Origin of the sequence: Limnohabitans curvus (assembly GCF_003063475.1) — a bacterium.
GTDB lineage: Bacteria > Pseudomonadota > Gammaproteobacteria > Burkholderiales > Burkholderiaceae_C > Limnohabitans > Limnohabitans curvus.
Window position 1 is genome coordinate 1 of the sequence record NZ_NESP01000002.1, and the last position, 22,734, is coordinate 22,734.

The following is a 22,734-nucleotide window of genomic DNA, read 5'->3' on the forward strand; positions in this document are numbered from 1 at the left end:
AGCTACAGCCAATAGCTACACGATTGGAGGCAGCGTATCCGGGTTGTCCAACGGGCAGCAGGTGACGCTGCAAAACAATGGAGCAGATGCGCTCACTGTGACCTCTAACAGCAGTTTTGTGTTCTCGCAACCTGTAGCGCTAAATGGAAGCTATAGCGTGACAGTTGGCACGCAACCCACGGGACAAGTTTGTTCAGTCGCAAACAACTCTGGTAGCGGCGCGGGTGTAACAGCCAATGTGACCAGTGTGAGTATCGTTTGTGCAAATGCTCCGGCAAGTACCTACACTATTAGTGGAAGCATTACTGGGCTTCCAAATGGATTGCAGGTCACGTTGAACAATAACAACACAGACCCCCTTACCGTTTTAGGTAGCGGTAACGGTAGTTCAGCTATAAGTTTCGCATTTTCTACAAGTGTTGCCAGTGGTGCAAGCTACGCCGTGACGGTTGGGACGCAACCTAAGGGCTTCAGGTGGTGTTCTGTTACAGCCAACCCTAGTAGTGGTTCGGTGACAAGTAATGTCACAAATGTGGCTGTCTCTTGTGTTGAATCAGCATCAAGGGCAAGTACGCTGGTGAGCACGGCAACTGATAACCCAGCCCCCACCGGCGTTGCTGTGGATGCGCAAGGAAATGTTTATGTTGCTCAATGGCGGGATGATTCTGGAAGTGACCCAGGTATTGTTCCTATCGTTTCCAGTGCCTGGGATACTGTCTCCAAGATAACCACAAGCAACCAGCAATCAGCCTTTGTCTCAGGATTGATATCACCAGTCGGCTTGACTTTTGATGCAAGTGGGAACTTGTACATTGTTCAAACAGACTCAACCATAATCAAGAAGGTCACAAGTGCGGGTGTTGTGTCTACGTTTATTGATATAAACGCAATTGATTCGAACATCACTACGCCTGCAGCGATTTACTTTGACAGTCAAACCGACAAGTTTTATGTATCGGATCAGTTTGGCTACATCTCAGTTATTACGTCTGCTGGTGCGCTGAGCAGATCAATCCCGCTACCCAACTTCCCATCTGTATTAGGTGTTGTAGTTGATGCGAGTGGCAACATTTATGCCAGTGATTACACGAACAGTCTGATCCTGAAGATAGACACCTCAAACACCGTGACGACATTCGCGGGCTCGTCGCAGGGCTTTGCAGAAGGCACGACAACAAATGCAAAATTCAACAGTCCATACGGCATCACCAAAGACACGAGTGGAAACCTGTATGTAGCGGATCAAGGAAATAACAAGATCCGCAAGATCACTGCGGCAGGTGTTGTCACTACGCTGGCTCCTACACTGAGTTCTGGTGTTGCAGCAACTTTCGACGCCCCCACAGGAATCACAACAGATGCGAATGGGGTTTTGTATGTGACGGAATATTACGGGCGTAAAGTTAGCAAGATTTCTCCTATCTCGCCGTAAATATGGGTTAACAGTGGTTCATCTAGAGGCAGTTTGAGCACCAAGCTAACTGCCTCTTTTTATTGTGAGCGGGACTTCATTGTGAAAAGCCACAGAGTTGCTTGATGAATTCAGGGACTGGAATGGCCTTAATCTGATGGTGTGAGCTATCAGGAGTGTTGCCAACGTGCTTAGCAAAGACTCTTGTTTCGATGCAGGTCATGATTGAACAATGATCACGCATCACCTCATAGTGCATTACAAAACTCGTTTTTCGCCATTGCGTGATCCGCGTGTGGATCGACAGAACGTCGCCGTAGCTCGCTGTGTTGGTAAATTGTGCGTGAGTATCAACGACTGGGGTTCCTAGAATTCCGAACTCACGTTCTGTTGCATGCCATGGGGGAACGCCACGTTGGGTGAAGTAGTTTCTCGATGCTGCATCAATCCATTTAAAGTAGTTTGGAAACCACACGATACGAGCGGGATCGCAATCACCAAATTCGACTAGCTTATTGTAGGTAACAACGATGGACATGCTGTTTGTCAAACACGTTCTAAGATAACCGAGATGCCTTGCCCAACGCCTATGCACATGGTACACAAAGCGAATCTCTTTTGTGAGTAATGGAGTCGATTGATTGCCGTTGTAACTAGACGAGCACCCGACGCTCCAAGTGGATGTCCCAGTGCAATGCCACCACCCCAAGAATTGATTTTCGGGTCATCATTTTCCAGTCCGAGTCCACGCATGACGGCGAGTGTTTGAGCAGCAAAAGCTTCATTAATCTCGACCACATCCATTTGGGACATTTTCAAACCAGTGAGTGCAAAAACCTTCTCGCTTGCAGGAACGGGACCAATGCCCATGAAACGCGGCTCCACGCCTGCAACGGCCATGGCAACAATACGAGCTCTTGGGGTTAGTCCATTGTTGATGGCACTCTTCTCATTCGTTACGAGTAGGGCACAAGCACCATCGTTGATTCCGCTGGCGTTTCCTGCAGTTATCGTTCCTTGGCTATGTGTAATGGGGCCAAGAGACGACAAGATTTCTAAACTTGTGTGCCTTGGATGCTCATCCGCGTCCACAGAAATTGGATTCGCTCCTTTTTGTGGAATTAGTACAGGTGTGATTTCTCGAGCATGATGGCCATCGGCTTGAGCTGCAAGCGCACACAGTTGGCTGCGCAAAGCCCAACGATCTTGTTCTTCTCGAGGAATTTTGAATTGAACAGCGAGGTTCTCGGCAGTCTCTGGCATGGAGTCAATGCCGTATTTGTCCTTCATGTCGTTATTAACAAATCGCCAACCGATTGTCGAATCGAAAAAAGAATTGCTACGTGCAAATGGGGTCTCAGATTTAAGCATCACATACGGGGCCCGTGTCATGCTCTCTACGCCGCCTGCAATGATTAGTTGCGCTTCCCCAGATTTAATAGCGCGTGCAGCTGTGCCTATTGCATCAAGTCCTGAGCCACATAAACGATTGATTGTTACGCCAGCAACGCTAGATGGCATGCCAGCAAGAAGACTGGCCATACGTGCTACGTTGCGGTTATCCTCACCTGCTTGATTAGCACAGCCAAGAATTACATCAGACATCTGTTCCCAATCGATGTTGGGGTTTCTTTGCATCAGTGTGCGGATAGGTATTGCGGCAAGATCATCGGTTCTCACTTTGGCTAAGGCGCCCCCATAACGCCCAATAGGGGTGCGAATAGCGTCGCAGACAAAGGCTTCAGGATTCATGGTGAACTCTCAAAGAGAATGGATATATCCGCGAGTACGAAACTGTTGCCACCGTGCTCTGCAAGCCCCGCGATGTCGCTTTGAAGCTGTTGGCGATCTTGTTGCCGAGCCCAGAAGACGGGGCCCCCTTGCCAACGAGGAAATCCGTAACCATGCACAAAGACCACATCAATATCCGAGGCACGCTGTGCAACTCCCTCACGCATAAGCAATGCAGCTTCGTTGACCATACTCAGCAGTGCGCGGTTCTGGATGTGCTTAGAATTCAACGTTCGCCTTTTGATCCTGCGGCGTTGAGATGCATTCTCAATAATCTGGCGAACGAGTTCACTGGTGTTGGCTTGTTTTTTGCCGTTGGTGTAGTCGTAATAGCCGGCGCTTGTTTTACGTCCGAAACGTCCTAGTTCGCATAGGGTGTCTAAGATATCAACGTAGCGTGTTTCTTGGTTTTTGCGTTGTGTTTTTCGCATACGCCATGCGATATCTAAACCCGAGAGATCGGCCACCGTGAATGGCCCCATAGCCATACCAAAGTCAACAAGCGCTGCATCTACTTCTTCAGGCCAAGCACCGTCTTCCAGCATGAATTCGCATTGTGTGCGATATGCGTTGTAAATTCTATTGCCAATGAATCCGAAACTGTCTTTCGTGACCACTGGGTACTTGTTGAGCCGGTTTCCAAAGGCTATGACAGCATGCAGAGTTTCTAGACAAGTTTGTTTTGCATTCACGATCTCCAATAACTTCATCACGTTAGCTGGACTGAAGAAATGAAGCCCTATGACCCGCTTTGGACGAGTGGTAGCTAATGCAATCTTATCGACACTGAGGTAGGAGGTGTTGGTGGCCAGAATTGCATTTGGGTTTGCGAATTGATCGATCTTTTTGAAAACGTCTTGCTTGACAAGCATGTCTTCATAGACGGCTTCAATGACTAGGTCTGCTTTAGCAAGTTCTTCCCAATTCAATGAGCACAACAGATGAGATAGACATTTGCTTGCCTCAACAGGTGACAATTTACCAGTCTCGACTTGTTTTTGGTAGTGACTGAAGATACGTTCTTCTCCTTTATCTAAAGCTTCCTTGTCTTGCTCTAACAACATAACGGAAAACTCAGCATCTAGTAAACAAATTGCAATTCCCGTTCCCATCGTCCCAGCGCCAATTACGCATACCGTATTGATGGGGATGGGGGCAACTTCTTTTGTCTGCGGGGGCTTTCTGCATGTTTTCTCTGCAAAGAACAAATGCCGAAGTGCTTGGGCCTCTTGAGATTTTCTTAGCTCAAGAAAAGCTGCGCTTTCGAGTACGAGCCCCTCTTCGATAGGAAGTCTTGCAGCTGCTTGAATGAGATCAATCGCCTTTGCAATAGCAGGACGACATCTACCTAGTTTTGTATATCGATTGATGGCCTGATCTATAAGGGCAGGATCTTCGTTTGGGACCAGCTCATCACGAACACTAGATTTATGTTCGATATTTCTCGCGAACAGGTTGGCCGCTACTAAGATATCTGAACAAACCACCGAATCAACTAACCTAAGATGCTTTGCTTCTTCTGCGGAAAGTCGTTGCGCGCCACAGATTATGTCAATAGCGCGAGAAATGCCGATTCTTCTGGGAAGCAATTGAGTACCACCCGCACCGGGAATAATCCCAAGAGATACCTCTGGTAGACCTATGACAGTATCTACATGCGCGATTCGAGCGTCACATGCCAATGCCACTTCTAGACCTCCCCCTAGAACGGCACCTTGGAGGGCGGCAACAATGGGTTTCTTGCAGTTCTCTATAACGCGAACGACATCCAATAAAACAGGTCCGTCAGAGGTCCTTGCGAACTCATGGATATCTGCTCCTGCGATAAATGTGCCATTGGAGCCAACCAAGACAGCTACTTGCGCATTTGATTGTTCGAAATCATTAACTGCGGAAATGAGCCCGCGCCGAACTGAGATAGAGATTGCATTAACCGGCGGATTGTCTAACGTGATCACGTAGACGCCTTGTTTAACTTGGCCTTGAACGGGCGAGATAAGTACCATAATTCAGGACTCTTGTGTGCCTTGAGGTAGATGCGGTTCATTGCCAAAAGAGGCAATCCCCGTGATTGCCCTGCCGAGGATGAGTGCATGAATGTCATGAGTACCTTCATAGGTATTGACCACTTCTAGATTTACCAAGTGACGTGCAACGCCAAACTCGTCGGAGATGCCGTTACCTCCCATCATGTCCCTGGCCATTCGCGCGATGTCCAAGGATTTCCCGCAGCTGTTGCGCTTGAGAATGGAAGTAATTCCTGTGGCAGCTAGACCATCATCTTTCATTCTGCCTAATCGCAAACATGCCTGAATTCCTAAACTGATCTCAGTCAGCATATCTGCCAATTTCTTTTGTATCAGCTGATTCGCAGCTAATGGGCGACCAAATTGTTTGCGGTCTAAGACGTACTGACGTGATCTATTAAAACAATCTTCTGCCGCGCCTAACGCCCCCCAAGCAATGCCATAGCGGGCGCTATTCAAGCAAGTAAAGGGGCCTTTAAGGCCGCGCACCTCCGGAAACATGTTTTCTTCTGGAACGAATACATCGTTCATCACGATCTCTCCGGTGATTGATGTTCGTAAGCCAACTTTGCCATGTATGGCGGGCGCACTTAAACCTTCCCATCCTTTTTCCAAGATAAAGCCACGAATAGCACCGTCGTCGGTTTTAGCCCAAACAACAAATACATCGGCAATTGGACTATTGGTGATCCACATTTTGTTGCCCTTGAGCATGTAGCCACCATCTACCTTTTTTGCTCGGCTAGCCATGCTCGAGGGATCAGAGCCATGATCCGGCTCTGTGAGTCCGAAGCACCCAATCCATTCGCCTTTAGCAAGTCTTGGTAGGTATTTTTGACGTTGGGTTTCGGTGCCGAATTCATGAATTGGGACCATAACCAATGAAGATTGCACGCTCATCATCGAGCGGTAACCGCTATCTACCCGTTCGACTTCGCGAGCGATGAGGCCATATGCAACATAGTTCAGACCAGGACCGCCATATTCGGTGGGGATGGTTGGTCCAAGCAGGCCCAATTCACCCATTTCCCGAAAGATTTCTACATCGGTTTGTTCGTGCCGAAATGAGTTGAGGACACGAGGCGCTAATTTGTCTTGGCAGTAAGCAAAAGCGGCATCGCGCACCATTCGTTCATCTTCGCTTAGTTGTTGATCCAACAAGAATGGGTCGTTCCAGTGAAAGGTGGGGGTGTGCATTTCGGACTCCTTTGAGTGTTGATTATCAAACACATTATTTTGACTAAGGTATTAACATAGTGGCTATAAAAGAATTATATGGGGTTACATTATGGCCATGAAGAAACTTTGGGATATCTCTCCGCCGGTGACCGAGTTCAGTCCCGTTTTCCCTGGAGACACAGCGTATGAGCAGGGCTGGGTTGCTCAAATTGGGAACTCCTGCCCAGTAAATGTTTGTCGACTAACGTTTTCACCGCACATTGGTGCACACGCGGATGCGCCACTGCATTACGACGTTGATGGGAAAACGGCAGGTGAATTAGCGCTCATGCCTTTTTTAGGCAGATGTAGCGTGATTGATGCCAGAAATGCAGGTGCTTTGATTCAACCCACGGACTTAGAGCATGCATTTGGAAATCTCGCTCCCCGTGTTCTTGTCAGGGGATATGAGAAATTCCCACTGAATGAGTTTGATCCGAAGGGTAAGGCGTTTGCACCGCAGACGCTAATTGCCCTTGCAAGTTTGGGCGTGTGTTTGATTGGAACAGACAGCGCAAGCGTAGATCCAAGCGATAGCAAAGACCTACCCAGTCATGAAGTGTTGCGTCTGAAAGGTATGCGAGTGCTAGAGAACTTGTATTTGGATGAGGTCCCAGAGGGGGAGTACGAATTGATTGCATTACCGCTGAAGTTGATGACAGCGGATGCAAGTCCTGTAAGAGCTGTATTGCGTGAACTGTGAATTTAAGAGGAGTTTTATGAAGCCGCTAATTTACGAAGACTGCCAAGCAATGGATCGACAAGATCCATTGTGTGTGTTGAAGGATATGTTTCAGTTGCCGCAAGGCCTAGTTTATTTAGATGGAAATTCTTTGGGCGCATTACCAAAGACGGCACAGAGCAGAGTCACTCAGGCCATTCAGCATGAATGGGGAAATGAGCTCATTCGCAGTTGGAATACTTCGGGTTGGTTTGAGCTTCCAAGAAAAGTCGGTGACAAGATTGCGCAATTGATTGGTGCGTATCCTGGAGAGGTTGTTGCAACCGATACAACATCAATTAATTTATTCAAAGTGCTGGCGGCTGCTCTGAGTATTGCTGCGTCGGATTCCCCGACGAAAAAGAAAATCGTCAGCGAACGAAGTAACTTCCCGACAGACTTGTACATCGCGCAAGCAATATGCAAAGAACGAGGATATGAGCTCGTACTCTTTGATCTGCAAGAGCAAGCGCTTGATTCTGTGCTTTTGGAAGATGTTGCCGTGTTGATGCTCACGCATGTCAACTACAGAACGGGTGCGATGCACGACATGCGAGCGGTGAGTGCGTTAGCCCATGACCAAGGAATATTGACAATTTGGGATTTGGCACATAGTGCAGGTGCTGTTCCAGTTGATCTCCATTCAGATAAGGCAGACTTTGCGGTTGGGTGTGGCTACAAATATCTCAATGGAGGCCCCGGAGCTCCAGCATTTGTTTGGGCACATCCAAAACATGTGGGTAGATTCTGGCAGCCGCTTGCAGGATGGTGGGGGCATGAAAGACCTTTTGATTTCTCTCCTGACTACATACCATCACCCAGCATTGTCCGATTCCAATGTGGAACTCAACCGATCTTAAGTTTGGTTGCATTGGAGTGTGGCGTCGATGTTTTTTTAGCTGCTCAAGAACTAGGTGGGATGTACGCACTACGGAAAAAATCACTCGCTTTGACTGAGTTGTTTATGCGTTTGGTAGATGAACGCCTATCACCATACGGTATTTCGATCGTGACACCTCGCAAGCCTGATGAGAGGGGGTCTCAGGTCAGCCTTATTGCCAAAGAAGGGGCCTACGAAATTGTTCAGGCTCTTATTGCTCGAGGTGTTTTAGGAGATTACCGAGCTGGTGATGGTGGGAAGTACCCAGATATTTTGCGATTCGGATTTACGCCTCTTTACCTTGGTTTCTCAGACGTATGGGAAGCTGTAGATCAGCTTCACAAAGTGATGCAAACCGAAGAGTGGCGCGACCCTCGATTTGCACATAAGAACGCAGTAACTTAACTTTAAATTCAAGGAGACTAACCATGACAGGATGCCCAATGCATGCAACTTCTAATGGAGAGCGCATCGTTTTAGAAGAGGCTGCCCAATTAGATTTCAGTGGGAAGATGAGCTACGGGGACTATCTTCAGCTGGACAAAGTGTTGTCCGCGCAGAATCCACAATCCGAAGAACACGATGAGATGCTGTTTATCGTGATGCATCAAGTGAGTGAGCTCTGGATGAAATTGCTGCTTGCTGAACTTCGTGAGGCAATAAGTGATGTACGGAATGAAAACTTATCGCCAGCTTTTAAGAAACTTGCTCGCGTTTCTAGAATCATGGAGCAACTTGTTCACGCTTGGGACGTGTTGAGTACGATGACTCCCTCGGAGTACACAGCGTTTCGCCCACATTTGATGCAATCGAGTGGATTCCAGAGTTGGCAATACCGATGCATTGAGTTTAGCTTGGGCAATAAGAATGCAGCCATGTTGCAGCCTCATGCTCATAAAGAGAACCTACTTGATTGGGTGACTCAAGCTTATGAAGCCCCGTCTCTGTATGACGAGAGTTTGCGCTTAATGGCTAAGCAAGGATTACACATTCCTGAGACACATCTGAATCGTGATTGGCGTGGTGCATACAGTCGAAACGAGGAAGTGGAACAAGCGTGGCTTGTTGTTTATAAAGACCCAACGAAATACTGGGCGCTATACCAGTTAGGTGAGAAGTTGGTGGATGTCGAAGATGCTTTCCGTTTATGGCGATTCCGTCATGTGACCACGGTAGAACGTGTTATAGGATTTAAGCGTGGTACTGGGGGAACTGGGGGCATTAGTTATTTGAGAAAAATGCTGGACGTTGTGCTGTTCCCTGAGATTTGGTCAGTACGAACACATCTCTAAGCCTTTTTCTCTAAGACGCTGTATTCGTTGTGTGGAGTGAATACACGCGGTCTTAACAGTTTTGACTCTTGTAGATGTGAGGCATCTATGCTGTTAAGGAACACTCACTTGAACATAATGGAGACCATGATGAGTCATGGTGACAGAAAACAAGTCACGACTGACGATGGCAGTATTTACGAAGTTGAAACATTGCGTCTTCCCAGTGCAGGTACGGTCAACGTATTGGTAGTTACCGATGAAATGCAAGCGGTGGCTATTTCGCTGTTGCCCATTGCTCAGAGGATGGCCAAATCTAGAGCGGCGCGGGCGTTTTTTTACAAAACATCTGAACGACGTCTCGAAGCGTTCGGTGAGCGGGGGTTTTTGCAAGCAGAGGAGTCCTCACGTGAAGCAAATAAGTATGCACAAACACTTGCGTTGGTGGCTGAAGGTGTTTCAGTAAAAGGGGATCAAAGGGTCACGTTGCGCACTTGGCAAGAAGTGATGGCTGTTTTCCATCAAAACAAGACTCGTAATATAGATGGTTGAAATGCTTTTTGATCGGTGCAGATTACTTTTGGTTGTTTGCTGAGCTCGGTGTCGCAACGGTCATCTGCGTGCATTGTTACTTCTCATTGAAACTACATGAAGCATAGAAAAGTCCCCAGCCGGCAGCGACGTAGTGCAAATCCGTTGGCTATGTACTCCGCATTATCTAGCTCTCGTCGATTTGAGCCAGATGAAAAAGTTGACGTTATTTTGCCATTGAGGATTGCGTTTGAGGCACTCGCAAGCGGTACCTATACAGATGATGATGTAGGCAATCTCTACACGGCAGCATGTTTAGGATTGAAGATCCTCCGAGTTGAGGACACATTGCATCAATGTTGTCTGAATGCACGCGCATACCTCTTTACTGTTTATGAGCAGTTAATGAATGAGGGTATATGCGTGAATCTAGAGATGGAGCAAAGAGCGGGAATTCTCACGGTTGTTGAAATATATGAGGCCGTGGTCGAGCAAGTTACCCCTGCAAGACTTTTGAGCTTGATAGAAGATATCAAGATACATCGCAAGCCTACGGCAATTGTTCATAGTTAAGTTGACACTGGTCCATTGAGGATGGAAATATTGAGGTCCAGAATGATGCCGGCTACCGGGTCAGGATGGACGTGTCGAGTGTGAGTGTGACAGCGGAACGTTTGCACGGCATCAGGTACAGACTGGCACTGCATGTGTCGGACAACACTCGACTCATTGGTTTCGACAATGCCCATGGTGTGAAACCTCTCGGTTCACATTTCAAGCATGCAGGAAAAAGGTTTCCATACGACCACCGCCATCGACATGTCCTGGACGAAGGAGTTTTGTTTGGTGACCTAATGCGTCATGGCTATGTGATGGGCCATTCGACATTTTGAAGCGCCCCTCAAGCCATGACTTGAGAGGAGCAAATATCGAGAACACGAGACTTCATGCTTTTCATTACCGGTGCGTTAGAAAAGCCGGTAGACATCCCAAGCTGTTTTCCCGATAGGAGTTTTCTTCCAGCTCATTGCCTCAAGGCTACATGTGCTGGTAATCGTGATCGGTTCTCAGAATTTAGAAACGCGCACCGATTGAGAAGCTCAAAGCTTTGGAGGTGATGCCATCTTTGTGATAGAAATTCATATAGTCCACCTGACCATACAAAGTATCTGTCAACTTAGTTTGAACACCTAAACCGTAACTGAAGTCAGATCCTGAATCCGCTGCGGAAAGACCAGATGCGCTAACCTTAAGGTTTGTTTTGAACCAGCCAAGGCGGCCAAAGAGTTCAGTGTTCTTGGCAATTTCCATTTTGGGCTTAAGAAAGAGGCCATATCCACTAGATGTGACATCCGCGCCTTGATATGTGTCCTTGGACACAGTGGTTGCATACATAGCTTCTACAGCGAGGTTCTCATGAACATTCTTGCCAACACCAAAACGTGCCAGTTTTGGTTTAACTGTTGCAGTGGAGTCACCCAACGACAAAGGGGTATAACCGAGCTCGGCATAGTAACCAGAATCATTCTTGTAAGAGTCAGCGAGCGCTGTGCCGGTAACACACAGTGAGAAGAGCGTACCTAATACAATTTTGGTAGTTTTCATTTTCTTTCTTTCAGAGTTAGTATTTAAGCTCTACTTAGAGCCATGCGGATGATACATCATTTGTATACTATCTATTGCTTTTCGTCTAAAAACAACACTTGCATTTGGTCCATTCAATTCTGTTTCTAGTGATGTCATATAAAGGGGACCGTCTCAAACCCCCAAATTAAAGGTACGTTAAGGCTGCGCCGAGACTGGTACCCAGCTGCTGAAAGTCATTCAAGTTCGTAATTTGAGAAAACTTGCCACTCCATCCTCGATTTATATCAAGCAGCCAGTTTCAGTAAGTTTTAGACTGTCAGCTTTGCGCGGGGCTGTGGTTCCGCTAGTCGTCCACGTCGGAGCAGTTGTTGAACCTTAAATGGAGATATGCCATACTTATCCACATGCCCAAACAACCGGGTCTGGCGGCTCTGTAGAAAGTCAACCGAGACGTCGCCAATAAACGTTGAGTCCGTCTGCAAGTGCTTCAATCCCATCTACATAGCCCCGCGCAGCGCACCATCCGGCCCTATCCACATTAAGGTCTCCAAGGTCCTAATTCAAAACCAAAGTTGTTAGTTGTCGATACGTGTAGCTCCGGGGTACCTCGAAGGGAAGCTTCGATTCCCGGTATCGTTTTCCCTGTTGGGGAGTAAAATAATGCTAAATGTTGATTAGTTCCGAGACCTTTTCCCAAAGTACATTTCAGCGTGCCCAACACTCCCATCAACTCTGAAGCTGCTGCCGAAGATGCGTTTGCTCGCTTTCGGTTCGCCGGAGGCCGCTTCGACTCTCATACGATTCCGCTGGAGGTCTTACCTGACCTCGCAGCGTATCGCAAGCTGGTGGTGGAAGTGGCGAAAATGCTCTTCAGGAGAAGAATGGGCGAGCGCGTTCGAGTCCCAAAAGGATTTGAAGATTCGTTTCAGATCGGGCTGGCACATATTGAAGGTGGCAGCAGTGCGGTCGCGTACATGCCGCGCTTGCGCCCTGTGGCCTCGCAGCAACCGTTGCAGTTTGCTGCCAATCAGTCATCATTCGATCAGTCTCCTTATCCAGACTTTGATGATGCGCGAGACTACATTGACAATCTAATCGACTCAGTGGGATCGACTGGTAGCGTACCTCAAGAGTTTCCGGTCGAACTCGCGGGGCTCTTCAATTCGTTCGGTCAAAGCCTGCATGAAGATGAGTTCATCGAATTGGGATTTGGTGGTGCCAAGGCTGTTCGCTACGACACCTTCATTCGGAAGAAGATTGTCCTTTCTAGAGAGACCACGTATGAGAACGCGGTCGATGCGCTGTTCGTGCTGAACGGCGGCGTTGTTGCGCAAGGCGCAATTCATGTGCTCGACGTAAACGGTGGGAGTTTCGATTTCCAACCGTCAACGGAGTTCGAGTTCAAGAAAGCTTACAACCGCGCTTCCGAAAACGTGCGACTGGTCGGCACAGGTCTGTACGACAAGAACGAGCGCCTACGCCGCCTTCTTTCAGTGAACGTCATCTACAGCGAAGGTGGCGCGACACAGCCGTTTGAGTCCCGGCTGGAAGATATACGAGCAACTCCAGCAGGCTGGTACGACGACGAGAACCCTGTCCCATCGACGGCAGCAATCGAAGCAATGCGGTGCCTCTTGGTAGATGTATCCATGCAGCCCGTTCCACTCCCACACCTCTATCCGCTTCCGAGCGGAGGAATTGCAGCCGAGTGGTCGATTGGTGCATGGGAGGCGAGTGCCGAAGTTAACGAGACAGGCTCGCAAGTGACCCTAAATGCTGTGAATACAGACACTGCCGACGACATCAACATGGTGATCGACTTGCAGAGCACTGTACTCATGTCTCAGTTCATGACGTTCATCAACGCGATGTCGTCGGACGAAGAAATGCCAGATGCCAATTAACGACGCATCCCTCCTTCCCGCAAGCGCTGAGCTTCTGACAAGACAGGTTCATCCGAGCCAAATCACCGAGGGTCGCCCTTCGGCGCGGTCATTTACGCCCACCGAGAAGGATGCGGGCCACTTATCTGCAGACAGAGAGAGCCTTCTGTCCCCCCGTGAGGCTTACGAGAGATATCTCCAGCGAAAGCAACTGAATGAGGGAGGTGGAACGTGGGGCGTTTCAATACAAGAATTCGCGAATCTCGGTCTTGCCTCCTACGCCGACCCAATTTCCGACAATTCCGCACATACACTGGTTGACTTCACCTCCGCCGGTGATGCCAAAAAGCAGCAGACAGTGGGCAAGCTTGCCTATGCCAAGGCAAAGGCGCGAGGAAGGCTGCACCCGCCCCCCGACTTGGCGGCGCAACACAAGACAGCGGATAGCTAAACCGACCATAGCCGACGATTACCTTTGCCTTCGTGGAGGTTCTCGACGATCAGCACCTCCATAATGATTTATAGCTAGAGTTGTTCCATTCTCGCTATATTCGAACGCTGAAAGCCCGCTTGCCGACAGCGAATTAGTGAGGCTTAATGTCCGCTGGGGGGTTGAAACCGCCAGTACAGGCAGTCGAAGTACGGTCGGTAAATTCGCGTTTGTCGTGTAGTTCACTGCCTAGGACTGCAGTACCCCGCATAGCCGCCACTCAATGTAGCCCCAGCCACCAAAACGAAGAGCCGCTTAGTAGCATTACTGTTGTCATGTCTTGCTGCGTCTGCCGACTGCAATCGCTGCATACTGGTCGTTGCAGCAATCGGGCTAATTTTGATGCCCTAGAAAACTTGCTTCTCTATTGATGCAAATAACGTATGAATGGCAAAACTTTGACGCAAGTCTTAGAGTTCCTATGAAAATCAACAAATTATGGAAACTGGTGCGGGATGTTCAGTGACGTTCCGCAGCAGCCCGAGAAGTAAGGGCAAATTTTGTGTCTGTGTAAGCCCCCGCATAGGCCTCCAACCCCAAAGAAATCACCGTGGCCACGTCGTTTGCCACTTCTTGACGAAACTCCGCCTCGGTTTGCGCCACGGCTTGCTCAAAAGCGCGCAGCCAAGCAAGGCCCGTGTCGGTGAACACAATGCGCCGCGCGCGGGCGTCACTTGGGTCTGGTGCGCGCTGAACCAAGCCCCATGCTTCACATTGAGTCACCAAGTCGCCCATGGCTTGTTTGGTCATGCCGGCACTTTGGTCGAGGTCGATTAAGCGCGAGCCTTCAAGGCTGAGTGGCGTGTGATGTGAATGTGTGCGGCGCTTACTTGGGCGCGGGCGGCGAGGTTTGATAGTGCCAACGGCACATCGACGTTGTGCGCCATGAGATGCAACACGCGCTCGTCAAAGCGACGCATGGCGTGACCAAGCAAACGTCCTAAATGTGCCTGTCGCCAGTCTTGATGAGGTGTCGAATTCAATACATTTCCTTACTAAACCCGCATGGCCATTGGGTTGCAGGTCGATTAGGGGTGTTCAAAATATACAAACTTGAATGACTTTCAGCACCAGTCGTACAGCGCATGACGGACGCACGCGAGGTTATTGGCTCCACGTCCTTGAGAGCCCCCTTTGAGGTATGGACATGGATAAAGCGTCAATCGTCGTAGTCGTGATAGCCGTTTTTCAGCTCTAGCTTGATGACTTGGAAGACATTGTTGGCGTCCATATAGCCTTTGACTTCCACATAGCTGCCGTTGCTGGGCGTGCCATATTTGAATCGGGTGTTGGCTGAAGTTTGTGCGGTGTAGGTCACACCCAAACGCGTCAAGTTGAAGGTGCTGTTAATGCCAGACCAGCCACCGACTTGACCATACATTTCAAACACACGGCCCGAGCTGGCGTTGCTGTTGGATGCGTATTTGATCTCGACTTTTGTCGCGTTCAAGGTGCCGCTCTGATAGACGCCTTTGACTTCCACAAAAGTGCCATTGCTGAGGTTAGCAATGGAGCCACTGGGAAAGTAGGCAGAGCTTGCGTTCACATTCACCCCTTGAACAGTGAAGGTGTTGCCACTCAAGTTGCTGACAGCGCCATAAAACTCGTTGGAATAAGTAACAGCCTGGTTGTAGCCGTTGGTAAAGCTACGTTGGCCTTCGATTTCTACCCGAGACGCTACCAATGTCGAGCCTGACCATGTGCCTTTGATTTCGTAAAGCGTGTTGGCCGTCAATGTGGCGCCACTGACCTGAACACCTCCCACATACCAATTGCCGTTCGTTTGAGTAGCAACACCTTTGATCTTGACGTAAGTCGAGGCACTGGGGGCGCCATTGAAACGGGTGAGATAAGCGGCGTTGACCAATTGCAAACGTGTGGCTGTCAGGGTCGTGCCATCCCAGTCTGTGCTGAGTGGAGCCAATGCACGAATCGCATCGCCTACTACGGGCGTATTGCCTATGGGCTGAATCGTGCAAGCACTGCAGTCCACCGTGATGCTCGAAGCTGGGCCCGTTTGAACTGTGTAGGTGCTCCCTGTGATGGATGTGATGGTGCCGCGCACGGCCACATCTAACGCATGTGTTGCCGCATTTGTAACTACAACGCGGGTAGCCCAAAAGCTGCCGTCTGGCTGGGCAAGGCCATACACAGTCAGCAATGGATGGGTGTTGACGAGCGCTGCCAAGTCGGCATAAGTTGTCACCGCTGCTGCGGCAATCAAGGTGCCATCGGAAGTGCCGCCGTAGGTCGTGGCAGAGTTGATTTGAATGACTTGCGTTGGCAGGGTAATGGCGGAAGAGGTGATGGCGCTCATCGTGCCCCGCACGCCGCCGACCACACGAATGCGAGCCGCGCGTCCTAGGCTTTGCGTATCGTCGACATCGCCAAACAATGCGACGGTCATGCCCAGTGACAGTGGGCTACTGAAGGTCGATGTGTTGCTGTCGTAGTTGGTGCTGAAGTCATCGCTGTCGTACACCACAGAGTCCGTGGTTTCAAAGCGAACGCCATTGACCACGATGGAGCCTAAACCGCTGATGGAGCCCTGATAGGCGGCAGCTGCGCCATTGAATGTTGCCGCACCCGCTGGGTTGGTGGACCAGTCGGCATCGCTGTGATCGCTGTCACCTCCGCCACCGCCTCCACCACATGCGCTTAGAAAAACGGTGGCGACTAGTAAAAAGGCAAGGGCTTTTGGTTTTAAAACAGAACGTGACATGCCAACTCCATCAACAACGAATGGAGAAAGTTTGCAATCCTCAGATTAAGACAGTCTTAAGGGCAGCAGCGACAGCCCATGCGCCAAAGTGGATATCAACACAACCAGGATTTATAAAAGGCCCAATCACGCTTTCGATCTTTCGTTTTGGCCACCAATGCAAGTGCTTGTCCGCACCCCCCAACCGTCATTGGTAAGAGCATGCAATCGACACCATAAGGATTTGTCACACATACGCCATGCTCATCAGCAGAAAGGTGGAACCCATCCAGGCCGTAGACGTTCTTCTGCATCAAGATTGAATGAAGTGTTTCAGCATTCATTTCTTCAGAAACTGTCTGTGTTGATTGCTGAATAGGGTTTTCAAGCCCATAGCAAATCCATCCTTCCACACCCTTACGAGAAACGCAACATCGCGAAACAAGAAGGGAAGGGTTGGGTCACCCAGGGCAAAGCTTTGGAGGCCCAAATCGAAGACCTCGAAGTACACGTCAGCCTCTTTCTCTTCACCGACCTCATCACCATAGATGAACCGAGTAACTACAGCCATTGCAAAGTGTGAGCGAACCTCTAGAGCGGTGAGTGACATGGTGACCTCCGTTAAATGTTGCTGGATAGAGAGTGAGATTCAAACGATGCAACAGCGCACGTTTCACCCAGCCAACCGGAACATTTGCGACAGCGAAGGGCCCAGGTGTTGGGGGCGGACTCCCGGTAGTGCGGGCGCTTGCCATCGGCTCGATTTAAGTCAAACCGTCCGTGCTCTATGTAAATGGTTTCGCCACAACTACATGCGGTTTCTACAACTTGGCACAAAAAGCTTTTGAATCGATCCCAGCGATCTAGCATTCGCGCCCTAGCTCACGCTTAATGAGGCGGATAGGGGCGTTGTAGCTTGAAAGCATTTCTTCGCGCCACTCTTGAACAAAAAGAGGGAAGTCGTCGCGGTCAGAATGGAATGCAAACGCAGTACCTGACTGTGTTGGATCTTCAGCGACCCAAATATTGAATTGCGCTTTAGAAGACATTCAACTCTCCATTTATTGGGGCATTGGTTTGTTGGTTCGCTCTGGGATGTGAGGCATCGCGGAGCTAATGTCCCAAACCCATTTGAGCAATTTGCTCTTATCAGTTAGGTCTGCCAAGTCCTGCTTGTAGGCATCATCCGTGTCGGCAGGGGTGATGAACATGGCCGTGGGTGCGGGGGAAGTGTCGACAAGTTCAACCGACGCAAGGGGGCGTTTTGTGCTCATGTTGTAGCGCATGCCCTTGATGAACCTTCGGTTGGATTCGGTCAATCGGTCAAGCAGGTTTTTTTCATTCAGGTCAGTGAATGGAATCCAGTTTTCAGTCGTCAGCATGAGTGCAATCTCCTCGATGCTTGCGAGCCCTGTTGGGCCAATGCCGAAAGTTGCGATGGCCACAAGATGCGAACCATCGAAGGCTCCCCACAAGGCCAACTCGTTTTCAAAACGCTTGTGGATGCGCTTGTGAGCATCTTCACTCAGCATGAAGTGGTAATCCGGCACTTGCTTGAAAACAATCTTGAAGCCGTAGCGAGCGTTCTCGATGGCCTTAACTTCGCCAATCACAATGCCTAAGCGCCGAGCCTTTCCATCGGTTTGAGTAAGCGAGTGCAAAAACGCTGCGCGTTGGCCAGCAATTTCATCTTTGCGGTCGACAAAAAATGGCTGTGGCACATAAAGGAAATCAGCCAATGCAAGGCCTTTGGCTTGGTTGCCATGAGCAGAGTGGGTGAGCTGTTTGTAGATGGTTCCCCAGCTGCGCTTGCCTTGCCATGTGGGTTGCCAGTGAGTCAATTTGGACCGATCCCACAAGTAGTGGAGGAGGGCGCGAATGGTTAGCTTCGTGCTGTCGGTCTTTACGCTGTCATGCTCAATGTCTGAGGGAGTGGGCGCTGTTCGTCCTGATGTTTTTGTCAATGCAAAATCAAAACGAAGCGAGGTCAACCCAGACTCTACGTCTTCTTTGATCGCTGACCCCATCACCTCACCTAAGCCGCTGAGTTCTGGCGGTGGATCGTAAGACTCACATGCCACATGGTGCTCTGCGCCCGAATCTGGCATGCGCTTGATGTGATAAACCCCTGCGATTTTGCTGATGTACATGGGCACGCCTGGAGCCTTGCAGGCGCACAAAGGGCGAAGCCTCGCCACATAACAGTGTTCCAGCAGAGTTTGAAGTTCTGGGCCTTCGGCATCGATTGCCGTGTTGTTGATCAAGTACGAGGGCATCAATGTCTTATATGGATGCCTCCCGGCGATCAAGCAGAATTTGCGATTTGTTGTGAAAAAGTTGGCTGCAAACTTATATCCGGCCTTGTTCGTGGATTCACCCAGTTACCTAGATTTAGCCCACTGGCCCCGATGCATATCCGCTGGCAAGCTCCTCATCTCCTACAACGGACTCTTTATGTCCGATCATTGATTCAGGTTTAGCTCACCACGGTCTGACCCGTTTCACATCTCTTCGCTCTTTGCTACCTCATCGCCTTCAACGGCGTACCACATACCTTTCTTTAGTTAGTGTTAATAAATAGGCTTTCTTGCCTCACGCCGCATGCGGCCTGACACTCTTAAACCCTCGTTGAAATTCCTGCTCTTTGGCCGTCACCGCCCAAATCGTTCGCGCCATCTTGGCCGCTTGTGCCACGATCACCACATTGGCTGGCCTGCGTCCCTTGAGTTGCTCTAACCATGGCCCTGGCTCTTTGGCATGCCTGAGCACACTGCGCGCGCCGTGTATGAGCAATGTCCTCACATAGCTGTCTCCTCGCTTGGAAATACCGCCAAGACGCACCTTGCCGCCCGTTCCTGTTTGTTTGGGCACCAGTCCAAGCCACGCACAAAACTCCCGCCCAGACTTGAATGCGCTGCTTGCCCCATCGTGGCAATCGCTGCCGTCGCCGTCAACACCCCAACGCCAGGGATTTGAGCAATGCGCTTCATCTGCTCATCTGTACGCAGTTGCTGTGCCAAGCGCCGCTCAATCGCCTGCATATCTGCCATGATTGCCTTGATGCGCACCACTTGTTCACGCAAACTATCGGCCACCATTTGTGGCAATGTTTCTGCCAGCCCTTCAAGTCTCGACTCAATCTCACTGAACAGGGCCTTCTTACCCTTTGCAAAGATTGCTCCAAACTCGTAAAGCAACCCTCGCAGTGCGTTGGTCTGCATGTTGCGCATCTTTATGAGCAACTCGCGTTGACGGTGCAAGGTAAGTGTGGCTTGCTGCGTGACTGACTTGATCCCCACAAACTTCACCCCCGGTTGCTGTATCGCCAACCAGATACCCCTGGCATCTGTGACATCAGTCTTGTTACCACTGACAAATGGACGAACAATCTTGGCGTGCAACACTCGAACACTGTGCCCGAGTGCAAGCAGCTCACGCGCCCAGTAATGCGCCCCGCCACAAGCCTCCATGGCGATCAGACATTTGGGCTTATTGACGAAATACTCAAGCACTTTAGCGCGTTTGATCTGCACATTGTTGATCTCGCCTGTCCCCATGTCCACCGTGTGCAACTGAAATACCAATTTGGCAATGTCCAACCCAACCACTTGCTGGCCGTTCATGGTGCCGATGATTTGTCCTGCGTTCATTCCTGTATTACGATTCATGGTGGATCCTCTATGGTGTTAGTGAAAACTGTTGTTTATCACGCCATGGGCACTTTGATGCCGTATCCATCAGAGGATCCACCCCGATTGCTCGGGCCTTCACTTCCTGATAAACGGCTGTTCAAACTCATCGCGTTCAACAGTCTGTGTTCCTTGCCCGTGGGCAGGGAGGCATCCATAGCATCTCCTTAGCGTGGTGTGAATGAACGTGACTGCTTGTAGTTCCGCTCGAAGTGCTTCAGATACACGGCGGCGAGGTCCGGGTTGTTCCAGTTCACGAGCACGTTCTCGCTGTTTCTCGTTTCTGCACTCGCTGAAAAATTAAAGCTGCCAGTTTCAACATGCACTCTGTCGACACATAAGACCTTGTCGTGGCTGGCCGCGTAGGCATTACTGGTTCTTACGTCAACACCTGCATTTGCTAGTGCAGACAGTGCAGCTAGTGCCTTTTGATTTCCTCCACCCTCAGACAAGTTCGACTTCTCGTCTGCAACGATGGACACAGCAACACCGCGTTTATGTGCCGCGAGTAGTGCGCGAACAATGGGCGCACTCGTGAAGCTGTAGGCCAACACCTTGATTTCTGATCGAGCCGAATCAATCACCTTGATCACAAGCTCCTCACCGCCCCCTGCGGGTGAAAAGGCCACCTCAAGTGAGCCCGCCGCCCTGACTGCCTGACCTGCTGTTCCAGTCGTTGGCAAAGATACAAATCCGCAGAAAAGCATCAGAACCACCAAAAATTTATGGATTGACATGCTCACTTGCTGGCCCTTTTCATTGTTAAACCATTGGTGTCTAAAAAATTCGAGATTCATGGATTAATGTAATCCTATTTGCCGTAATTGTGGCATACTTAGTTAACGAAATCGTTTACTAAATGGGAAGCCATGAAAACATTTGAACTAACCCAAGGCACTGCGGGCAGGTCGTTCGTCAAGCTGCTATTCGGAGCCATTCTTCTTTTGCAGGCGCTGGACTTGCACAGCACGTTGATTGCTCTCAACGAGCGGATCGAGACCAATAAATTGATTCTTGAAATTGCAGCTTTCATCGGTCTTCCGCTGGCTGTTGTTGTCGTGAAGTTTTTGGCCACGCTCAGCATCGCTTTGCTAATTCGCGTCTGGAGCCGCTCTCGCGGCATGGATGCGCCAGTTGCCGTTGCGCTTGTGGTTATGTGCTTGGCATACGCGGGCACCGTCATTAACAACTACGTGGGTTGAGTATGGAAAGCTCCGCACAGCCCATTCGCCCCATACGAAGAGCCGTTGGCTCACTCCTGTCAGGAATGCCAGAACTCGATGGTGAGCGCGCCCAATTGATTAGCACGAGTGAATTCAGCGAATCTGCGAAGTCCTGTGACCTTCAACGAATCTTTGTCCAGGAATACGCAAGCGGCTTTGCTTTATTTGCCGAGCGCAAATCCAGCAAGAAGCTTTATGTACTCAGCACGCCCAACAACTTGATCCGCAACTGGGCAAGCCTCAACTCTCTTCTCATGTTTCTTCATCGCCATGAATCCCCGATCGTGGAATTCATGGTTCGCCTCAACAAACCCAACCCCAAAGAAAGCCATTGATCATGAATCTGAAACTTAAAACCGTGGTCGCACTCTGTTCGCTTGTTGCATGCGCTACGGCTCGTGCTGACTTCATGGAAGACTTGGTGAAGCGATTCCCAATCGCTCAAGGCGCAAAAGTAGAAAAAGCCTTTCCAGGTTTTTATTCAGTCGTCAAAGGTGGCGAAGTGATTTTTGTACGTGATGACCTGTCCATCTTGATTAACGGTGACGTAGTCGACCTAAAAGAAAACAAATCACTCACGGCTCAAATTAGTGAAGCCCACAAGCCCAAACTCAACGCCTCCAAGCTCAACACCAAAGACGCGATCAAATTCGGCTCAGGCAAGAACAAGCTGTATGTGTTCAGCGACCCAGATTGCCCATACTGCAAGCAATTGGAAAACGATTTGAGCCGCCTGCAAGACACTCAAGTGTTCGTGTTTCCTTACCCGCTGACGACCATTCACCCCAATGCCCGAGTGATTGCCGAGAGCATTTGGTGCTCTCCAAATAAACAAGCAGCATGGAAAGACTATTTGTTAGAAGGTAAGAGGCCCAAATTCGCTACATGCGACAACCCGATCAGTCGCAATCTGGCTATTGGTGAAGAACATCAAATTCAAGGCACGCCTGCGCTGATCTTTGAAGACGGCACAGTGATTCCAGGTGCAATTCCACTGGCACGTATCGAAGCTCAAATCGCCGCCGCAAAAGGAGCAAAGCAATGAGTGGCAATGCTTGTCAAACCAAACCTTGTGGCGAGTCAAACAACAAAGTGATGTTTCACACGGTCATGCTGGCCTTGGCATTAACTGGTTTGTTCATGGCTTTCTCAGCCGAAGACCTAGGCTCTGCTGGACCAGTGATCATCTCCTTGGGTATTTCTGTTGTGTTCTTCGCCTTGATCTGCGAGGCATTACACGGTTTGCTTTTTGTTGTGAAGCTCTTGTCACGACGTTATGCCGCACCAAAGGAAAACAAGGAAGCTGAGTGA

Annotated in this window: 23 protein-coding genes and 2 pseudogenes; 11 read left to right on the plus strand and 14 right to left on the minus strand. The window is 49.7% G+C overall.

Annotated features, from left to right (window positions below):
* On the plus strand, positions 1–1,432 hold a 1,432-nt coding region (locus B9Z44_RS15070; RefSeq protein WP_483868533.1), incomplete at its 5' end, for an NHL repeat-containing protein.
* Positions 1,433–1,508: 76 nt separating this feature from the next.
* On the opposite strand, the gene B9Z44_RS14285 is transcribed toward B9Z44_RS15070, so the two are convergent.
* Genes B9Z44_RS14285 through B9Z44_RS14300 form a run of 4 tightly spaced genes read right to left on the minus strand, consistent with a single transcriptional unit; the run spans position 1,509 to position 6,426 of the window.
* Positions 1,509–1,949 (minus strand): acyl-CoA thioesterase, encoded by a 441-nt coding sequence (locus B9Z44_RS14285; RefSeq protein ID WP_108402936.1) that lies wholly within the window; start codon positions 1,947–1,949, stop codon positions 1,509–1,511.
* Between the two features lie 8 nt (positions 1,950–1,957).
* Entirely contained in the window at positions 1,958–3,163 is a 1,206-nt protein-coding gene (pcaF, locus tag B9Z44_RS14290) for a 3-oxoadipyl-CoA thiolase (RefSeq protein ID WP_108402937.1), read from the minus strand.
* Positions 3,160–5,208: a 3-hydroxyacyl-CoA dehydrogenase NAD-binding domain-containing protein gene (locus tag B9Z44_RS14295; RefSeq protein WP_108402938.1), complete on the minus strand. Its 2,049-nt coding sequence runs from the start codon at positions 5,206–5,208 to the stop codon at positions 3,160–3,162. The genes pcaF and B9Z44_RS14295 overlap by 4 nt, the downstream gene beginning before the upstream one ends.
* Positions 5,209–5,211: 3 nt before the next feature.
* Positions 5,212–6,426 (minus strand): acyl-CoA dehydrogenase, encoded by a 1,215-nt coding sequence (locus B9Z44_RS14300; RefSeq protein WP_108402939.1) that lies wholly within the window; start codon positions 6,424–6,426, stop codon positions 5,212–5,214.
* 97 nt (positions 6,427–6,523) lie between these two features.
* Here B9Z44_RS14300 and kynB point away from each other — a divergent pair, with 97 nt between their 5' ends.
* The 5 genes from kynB (at position 6,524) to B9Z44_RS14325 (ending at position 10,423) form a co-directional block, all read left to right on the plus strand.
* Complete coding sequence (kynB, locus tag B9Z44_RS14305; protein WP_108403060.1) at positions 6,524–7,150, plus strand: arylformamidase; 627 nt, start codon at positions 6,524–6,526, stop codon at positions 7,148–7,150.
* Between the two features lie 16 nt (positions 7,151–7,166).
* Entirely contained in the window at positions 7,167–8,453 is a 1,287-nt protein-coding gene (gene kynU, locus B9Z44_RS14310; RefSeq protein ID WP_108402940.1) for a kynureninase, read from the plus strand.
* Positions 8,454–8,476: 23 nt separating this feature from the next.
* Positions 8,477–9,340, plus strand: a complete 864-nt coding sequence (kynA, locus tag B9Z44_RS14315) for a tryptophan 2,3-dioxygenase (protein WP_108402941.1) — start codon at positions 8,477–8,479, stop codon at positions 9,338–9,340.
* A gap of 129 nt (positions 9,341–9,469) precedes the next feature.
* Positions 9,470–9,871 (plus strand): hypothetical protein, encoded by a 402-nt coding sequence (locus B9Z44_RS14320; RefSeq protein ID WP_146180629.1) that lies wholly within the window; start codon positions 9,470–9,472, stop codon positions 9,869–9,871.
* A 96-nt stretch (positions 9,872–9,967) separates the two neighbouring features.
* Positions 9,968–10,423: a hypothetical protein gene (locus tag B9Z44_RS14325; protein ID WP_170108516.1), complete on the plus strand. Its 456-nt coding sequence runs from the start codon at positions 9,968–9,970 to the stop codon at positions 10,421–10,423.
* Between the two features lie 501 nt (positions 10,424–10,924).
* On the opposite strand, the gene B9Z44_RS14330 is transcribed toward B9Z44_RS14325, so the two are convergent.
* A complete protein-coding gene (locus tag B9Z44_RS14330; protein WP_108402944.1) occupies positions 10,925–11,455 on the minus strand; it encodes an outer membrane beta-barrel protein in 531 nt (176 codons plus the stop codon).
* A gap of 692 nt (positions 11,456–12,147) precedes the next feature.
* Here B9Z44_RS14330 and B9Z44_RS14335 point away from each other — a divergent pair.
* Positions 12,148–13,341, plus strand: a complete 1,194-nt coding sequence (locus tag B9Z44_RS14335) for a hypothetical protein (protein WP_108402945.1) — start codon at positions 12,148–12,150, stop codon at positions 13,339–13,341.
* Positions 13,342–14,269: 928 nt separating this feature from the next.
* Here the strand turns inward: B9Z44_RS14335 and B9Z44_RS14345 are convergent.
* The 9 genes and pseudogenes from B9Z44_RS14345 to B9Z44_RS14370 all read right to left on the minus strand — a co-directional run bounded on the left by B9Z44_RS14345 (position 14,270) and on the right by B9Z44_RS14370 (position 20,997).
* Positions 14,270–14,793 (minus strand): annotated as a pseudogene (locus tag B9Z44_RS14345) (MarR family transcriptional regulator).
* Between the two features lie 176 nt (positions 14,794–14,969).
* Complete coding sequence (locus B9Z44_RS14350) at positions 14,970–16,532, minus strand: DUF5666 domain-containing protein (RefSeq protein ID WP_108402947.1); 1,563 nt, start codon at positions 16,530–16,532, stop codon at positions 14,970–14,972.
* A 95-nt stretch (positions 16,533–16,627) separates the two neighbouring features.
* Entirely contained in the window at positions 16,628–16,855 is a 228-nt protein-coding gene (locus B9Z44_RS15075) for a hypothetical protein (protein WP_146180631.1), read from the minus strand.
* The gene (locus B9Z44_RS14355; protein WP_108402948.1) at positions 16,852–17,121 is read right to left on the minus strand and encodes a hypothetical protein; all 270 of its coding nucleotides are present in this window, start codon (positions 17,119–17,121) and stop codon (positions 16,852–16,854) included. The genes B9Z44_RS15075 and B9Z44_RS14355 overlap by 4 nt, the downstream gene beginning before the upstream one ends.
* Before the next feature lie 253 nt (positions 17,122–17,374).
* The gene (locus B9Z44_RS15080) at positions 17,375–17,560 is read right to left on the minus strand and encodes a hypothetical protein (protein ID WP_146180632.1); all 186 of its coding nucleotides are present in this window, start codon (positions 17,558–17,560) and stop codon (positions 17,375–17,377) included.
* 12 nt (positions 17,561–17,572) lie between these two features.
* Complete coding sequence (locus B9Z44_RS14360; protein ID WP_108402949.1) at positions 17,573–18,787, minus strand: DUF1173 domain-containing protein; 1,215 nt, start codon at positions 18,785–18,787, stop codon at positions 17,573–17,575.
* Between the two features lie 316 nt (positions 18,788–19,103).
* Positions 19,104–20,134 (minus strand): annotated as a pseudogene (locus B9Z44_RS14365) (IS110 family RNA-guided transposase).
* 83 nt (positions 20,135–20,217) lie between these two features.
* On the minus strand, positions 20,218–20,358 hold the full coding sequence (locus tag B9Z44_RS15285) for a hypothetical protein (RefSeq protein WP_211308725.1): 141 nt from the start codon (positions 20,356–20,358) through the stop codon (positions 20,218–20,220).
* Positions 20,359–20,367: 9 nt separating this feature from the next.
* A complete protein-coding gene (locus B9Z44_RS14370; protein WP_245912846.1) occupies positions 20,368–20,997 on the minus strand; it encodes a phospholipase D family nuclease in 630 nt (209 codons plus the stop codon).
* Between the two features lie 72 nt (positions 20,998–21,069).
* Between B9Z44_RS14370 and B9Z44_RS14375 the strand changes: the two genes are divergently transcribed.
* Genes B9Z44_RS14375 through B9Z44_RS14385 form a run of 4 tightly spaced genes read left to right on the plus strand, consistent with a single transcriptional unit; the run spans position 21,070 to position 22,734 of the window.
* Positions 21,070–21,402 (plus strand): DUF5658 family protein, encoded by a 333-nt coding sequence (locus B9Z44_RS14375; RefSeq protein ID WP_108402951.1) that lies wholly within the window; start codon positions 21,070–21,072, stop codon positions 21,400–21,402.
* A gap of 2 nt (positions 21,403–21,404) precedes the next feature.
* Positions 21,405–21,758: a hypothetical protein gene (locus B9Z44_RS15085; RefSeq protein WP_146180633.1), complete on the plus strand. Its 354-nt coding sequence runs from the start codon at positions 21,405–21,407 to the stop codon at positions 21,756–21,758.
* 2 nt (positions 21,759–21,760) lie between these two features.
* Complete coding sequence (locus tag B9Z44_RS14380; RefSeq protein ID WP_108402952.1) at positions 21,761–22,468, plus strand: DsbC family protein; 708 nt, start codon at positions 21,761–21,763, stop codon at positions 22,466–22,468.
* 50 nt (positions 22,469–22,518) lie between these two features.
* Positions 22,519–22,734, plus strand: a complete 216-nt coding sequence (locus tag B9Z44_RS14385; protein WP_170108517.1) for a hypothetical protein — start codon at positions 22,519–22,521, stop codon at positions 22,732–22,734.

Bases quoted from the DNA above. Each gene is read 5' to 3' on its own strand.
- B9Z44_RS14285 (WP_108402936.1), bottom strand. From the start codon at position 1,949: ATGTCCATCGTTGTTACCTACAATAAGCTAGTCGAATTTGGTGATTGC.
- pcaF (WP_108402937.1), bottom strand. From the start codon at position 3,163: ATGAATCCTGAAGCCTTTGTCTGCGACGCTATTCGCACCCCTATTGGG.
- B9Z44_RS14295 (WP_108402938.1), bottom strand. From the start codon at position 5,208: ATGGTACTTATCTCGCCCGTTCAAGGCCAAGTTAAACAAGGCGTCTAC.
- B9Z44_RS14300 (WP_108402939.1), bottom strand. From the start codon at position 6,426: ATGCACACCCCCACCTTTCACTGGAACGACCCATTCTTGTTGGATCAA.
- kynB (WP_108403060.1), top strand. From the start codon at position 6,524: ATGAAGAAACTTTGGGATATCTCTCCGCCGGTGACCGAGTTCAGTCCC.
- kynU (WP_108402940.1), top strand. From the start codon at position 7,167: ATGAAGCCGCTAATTTACGAAGACTGCCAAGCAATGGATCGACAAGAT.
- kynA (WP_108402941.1), top strand. From the start codon at position 8,477: ATGACAGGATGCCCAATGCATGCAACTTCTAATGGAGAGCGCATCGTT.
- B9Z44_RS14320 (WP_146180629.1), top strand. From the start codon at position 9,470: ATGAGTCATGGTGACAGAAAACAAGTCACGACTGACGATGGCAGTATT.
- B9Z44_RS14325 (WP_170108516.1), top strand. From the start codon at position 9,968: ATGAAGCATAGAAAAGTCCCCAGCCGGCAGCGACGTAGTGCAAATCCG.
- B9Z44_RS14330 (WP_108402944.1), bottom strand. From the start codon at position 11,455: ATGAAAACTACCAAAATTGTATTAGGTACGCTCTTCTCACTGTGTGTT.
- B9Z44_RS14350 (WP_108402947.1), bottom strand. From the start codon at position 16,532: ATGTCACGTTCTGTTTTAAAACCAAAAGCCCTTGCCTTTTTACTAGTC.
- B9Z44_RS15075 (WP_146180631.1), bottom strand. From the start codon at position 16,855: ATGAATGCTGAAACACTTCATTCAATCTTGATGCAGAAGAACGTCTAC.
- B9Z44_RS14355 (WP_108402948.1), bottom strand. From the start codon at position 17,121: ATGTCACTCACCGCTCTAGAGGTTCGCTCACACTTTGCAATGGCTGTA.
- B9Z44_RS15080 (WP_146180632.1), bottom strand. From the start codon at position 17,560: ATGTCTTCTAAAGCGCAATTCAATATTTGGGTCGCTGAAGATCCAACA.
- B9Z44_RS14360 (WP_108402949.1), bottom strand. From the start codon at position 18,787: ATGCCCTCGTACTTGATCAACAACACGGCAATCGATGCCGAAGGCCCA.
- B9Z44_RS15285 (WP_211308725.1), bottom strand. From the start codon at position 20,358: ATGGATGCCTCCCTGCCCACGGGCAAGGAACACAGACTGTTGAACGCG.
- B9Z44_RS14370 (WP_245912846.1), bottom strand. From the start codon at position 20,997: ATGAATCTCGAATTTTTTAGACACCAATGGTTTAACAATGAAAAGGGC.
- B9Z44_RS14375 (WP_108402951.1), top strand. From the start codon at position 21,070: ATGAAAACATTTGAACTAACCCAAGGCACTGCGGGCAGGTCGTTCGTC.
- B9Z44_RS15085 (WP_146180633.1), top strand. From the start codon at position 21,405: ATGGAAAGCTCCGCACAGCCCATTCGCCCCATACGAAGAGCCGTTGGC.
- B9Z44_RS14380 (WP_108402952.1), top strand. From the start codon at position 21,761: ATGAATCTGAAACTTAAAACCGTGGTCGCACTCTGTTCGCTTGTTGCA.
- B9Z44_RS14385 (WP_170108517.1), top strand. From the start codon at position 22,519: ATGTTTCACACGGTCATGCTGGCCTTGGCATTAACTGGTTTGTTCATG.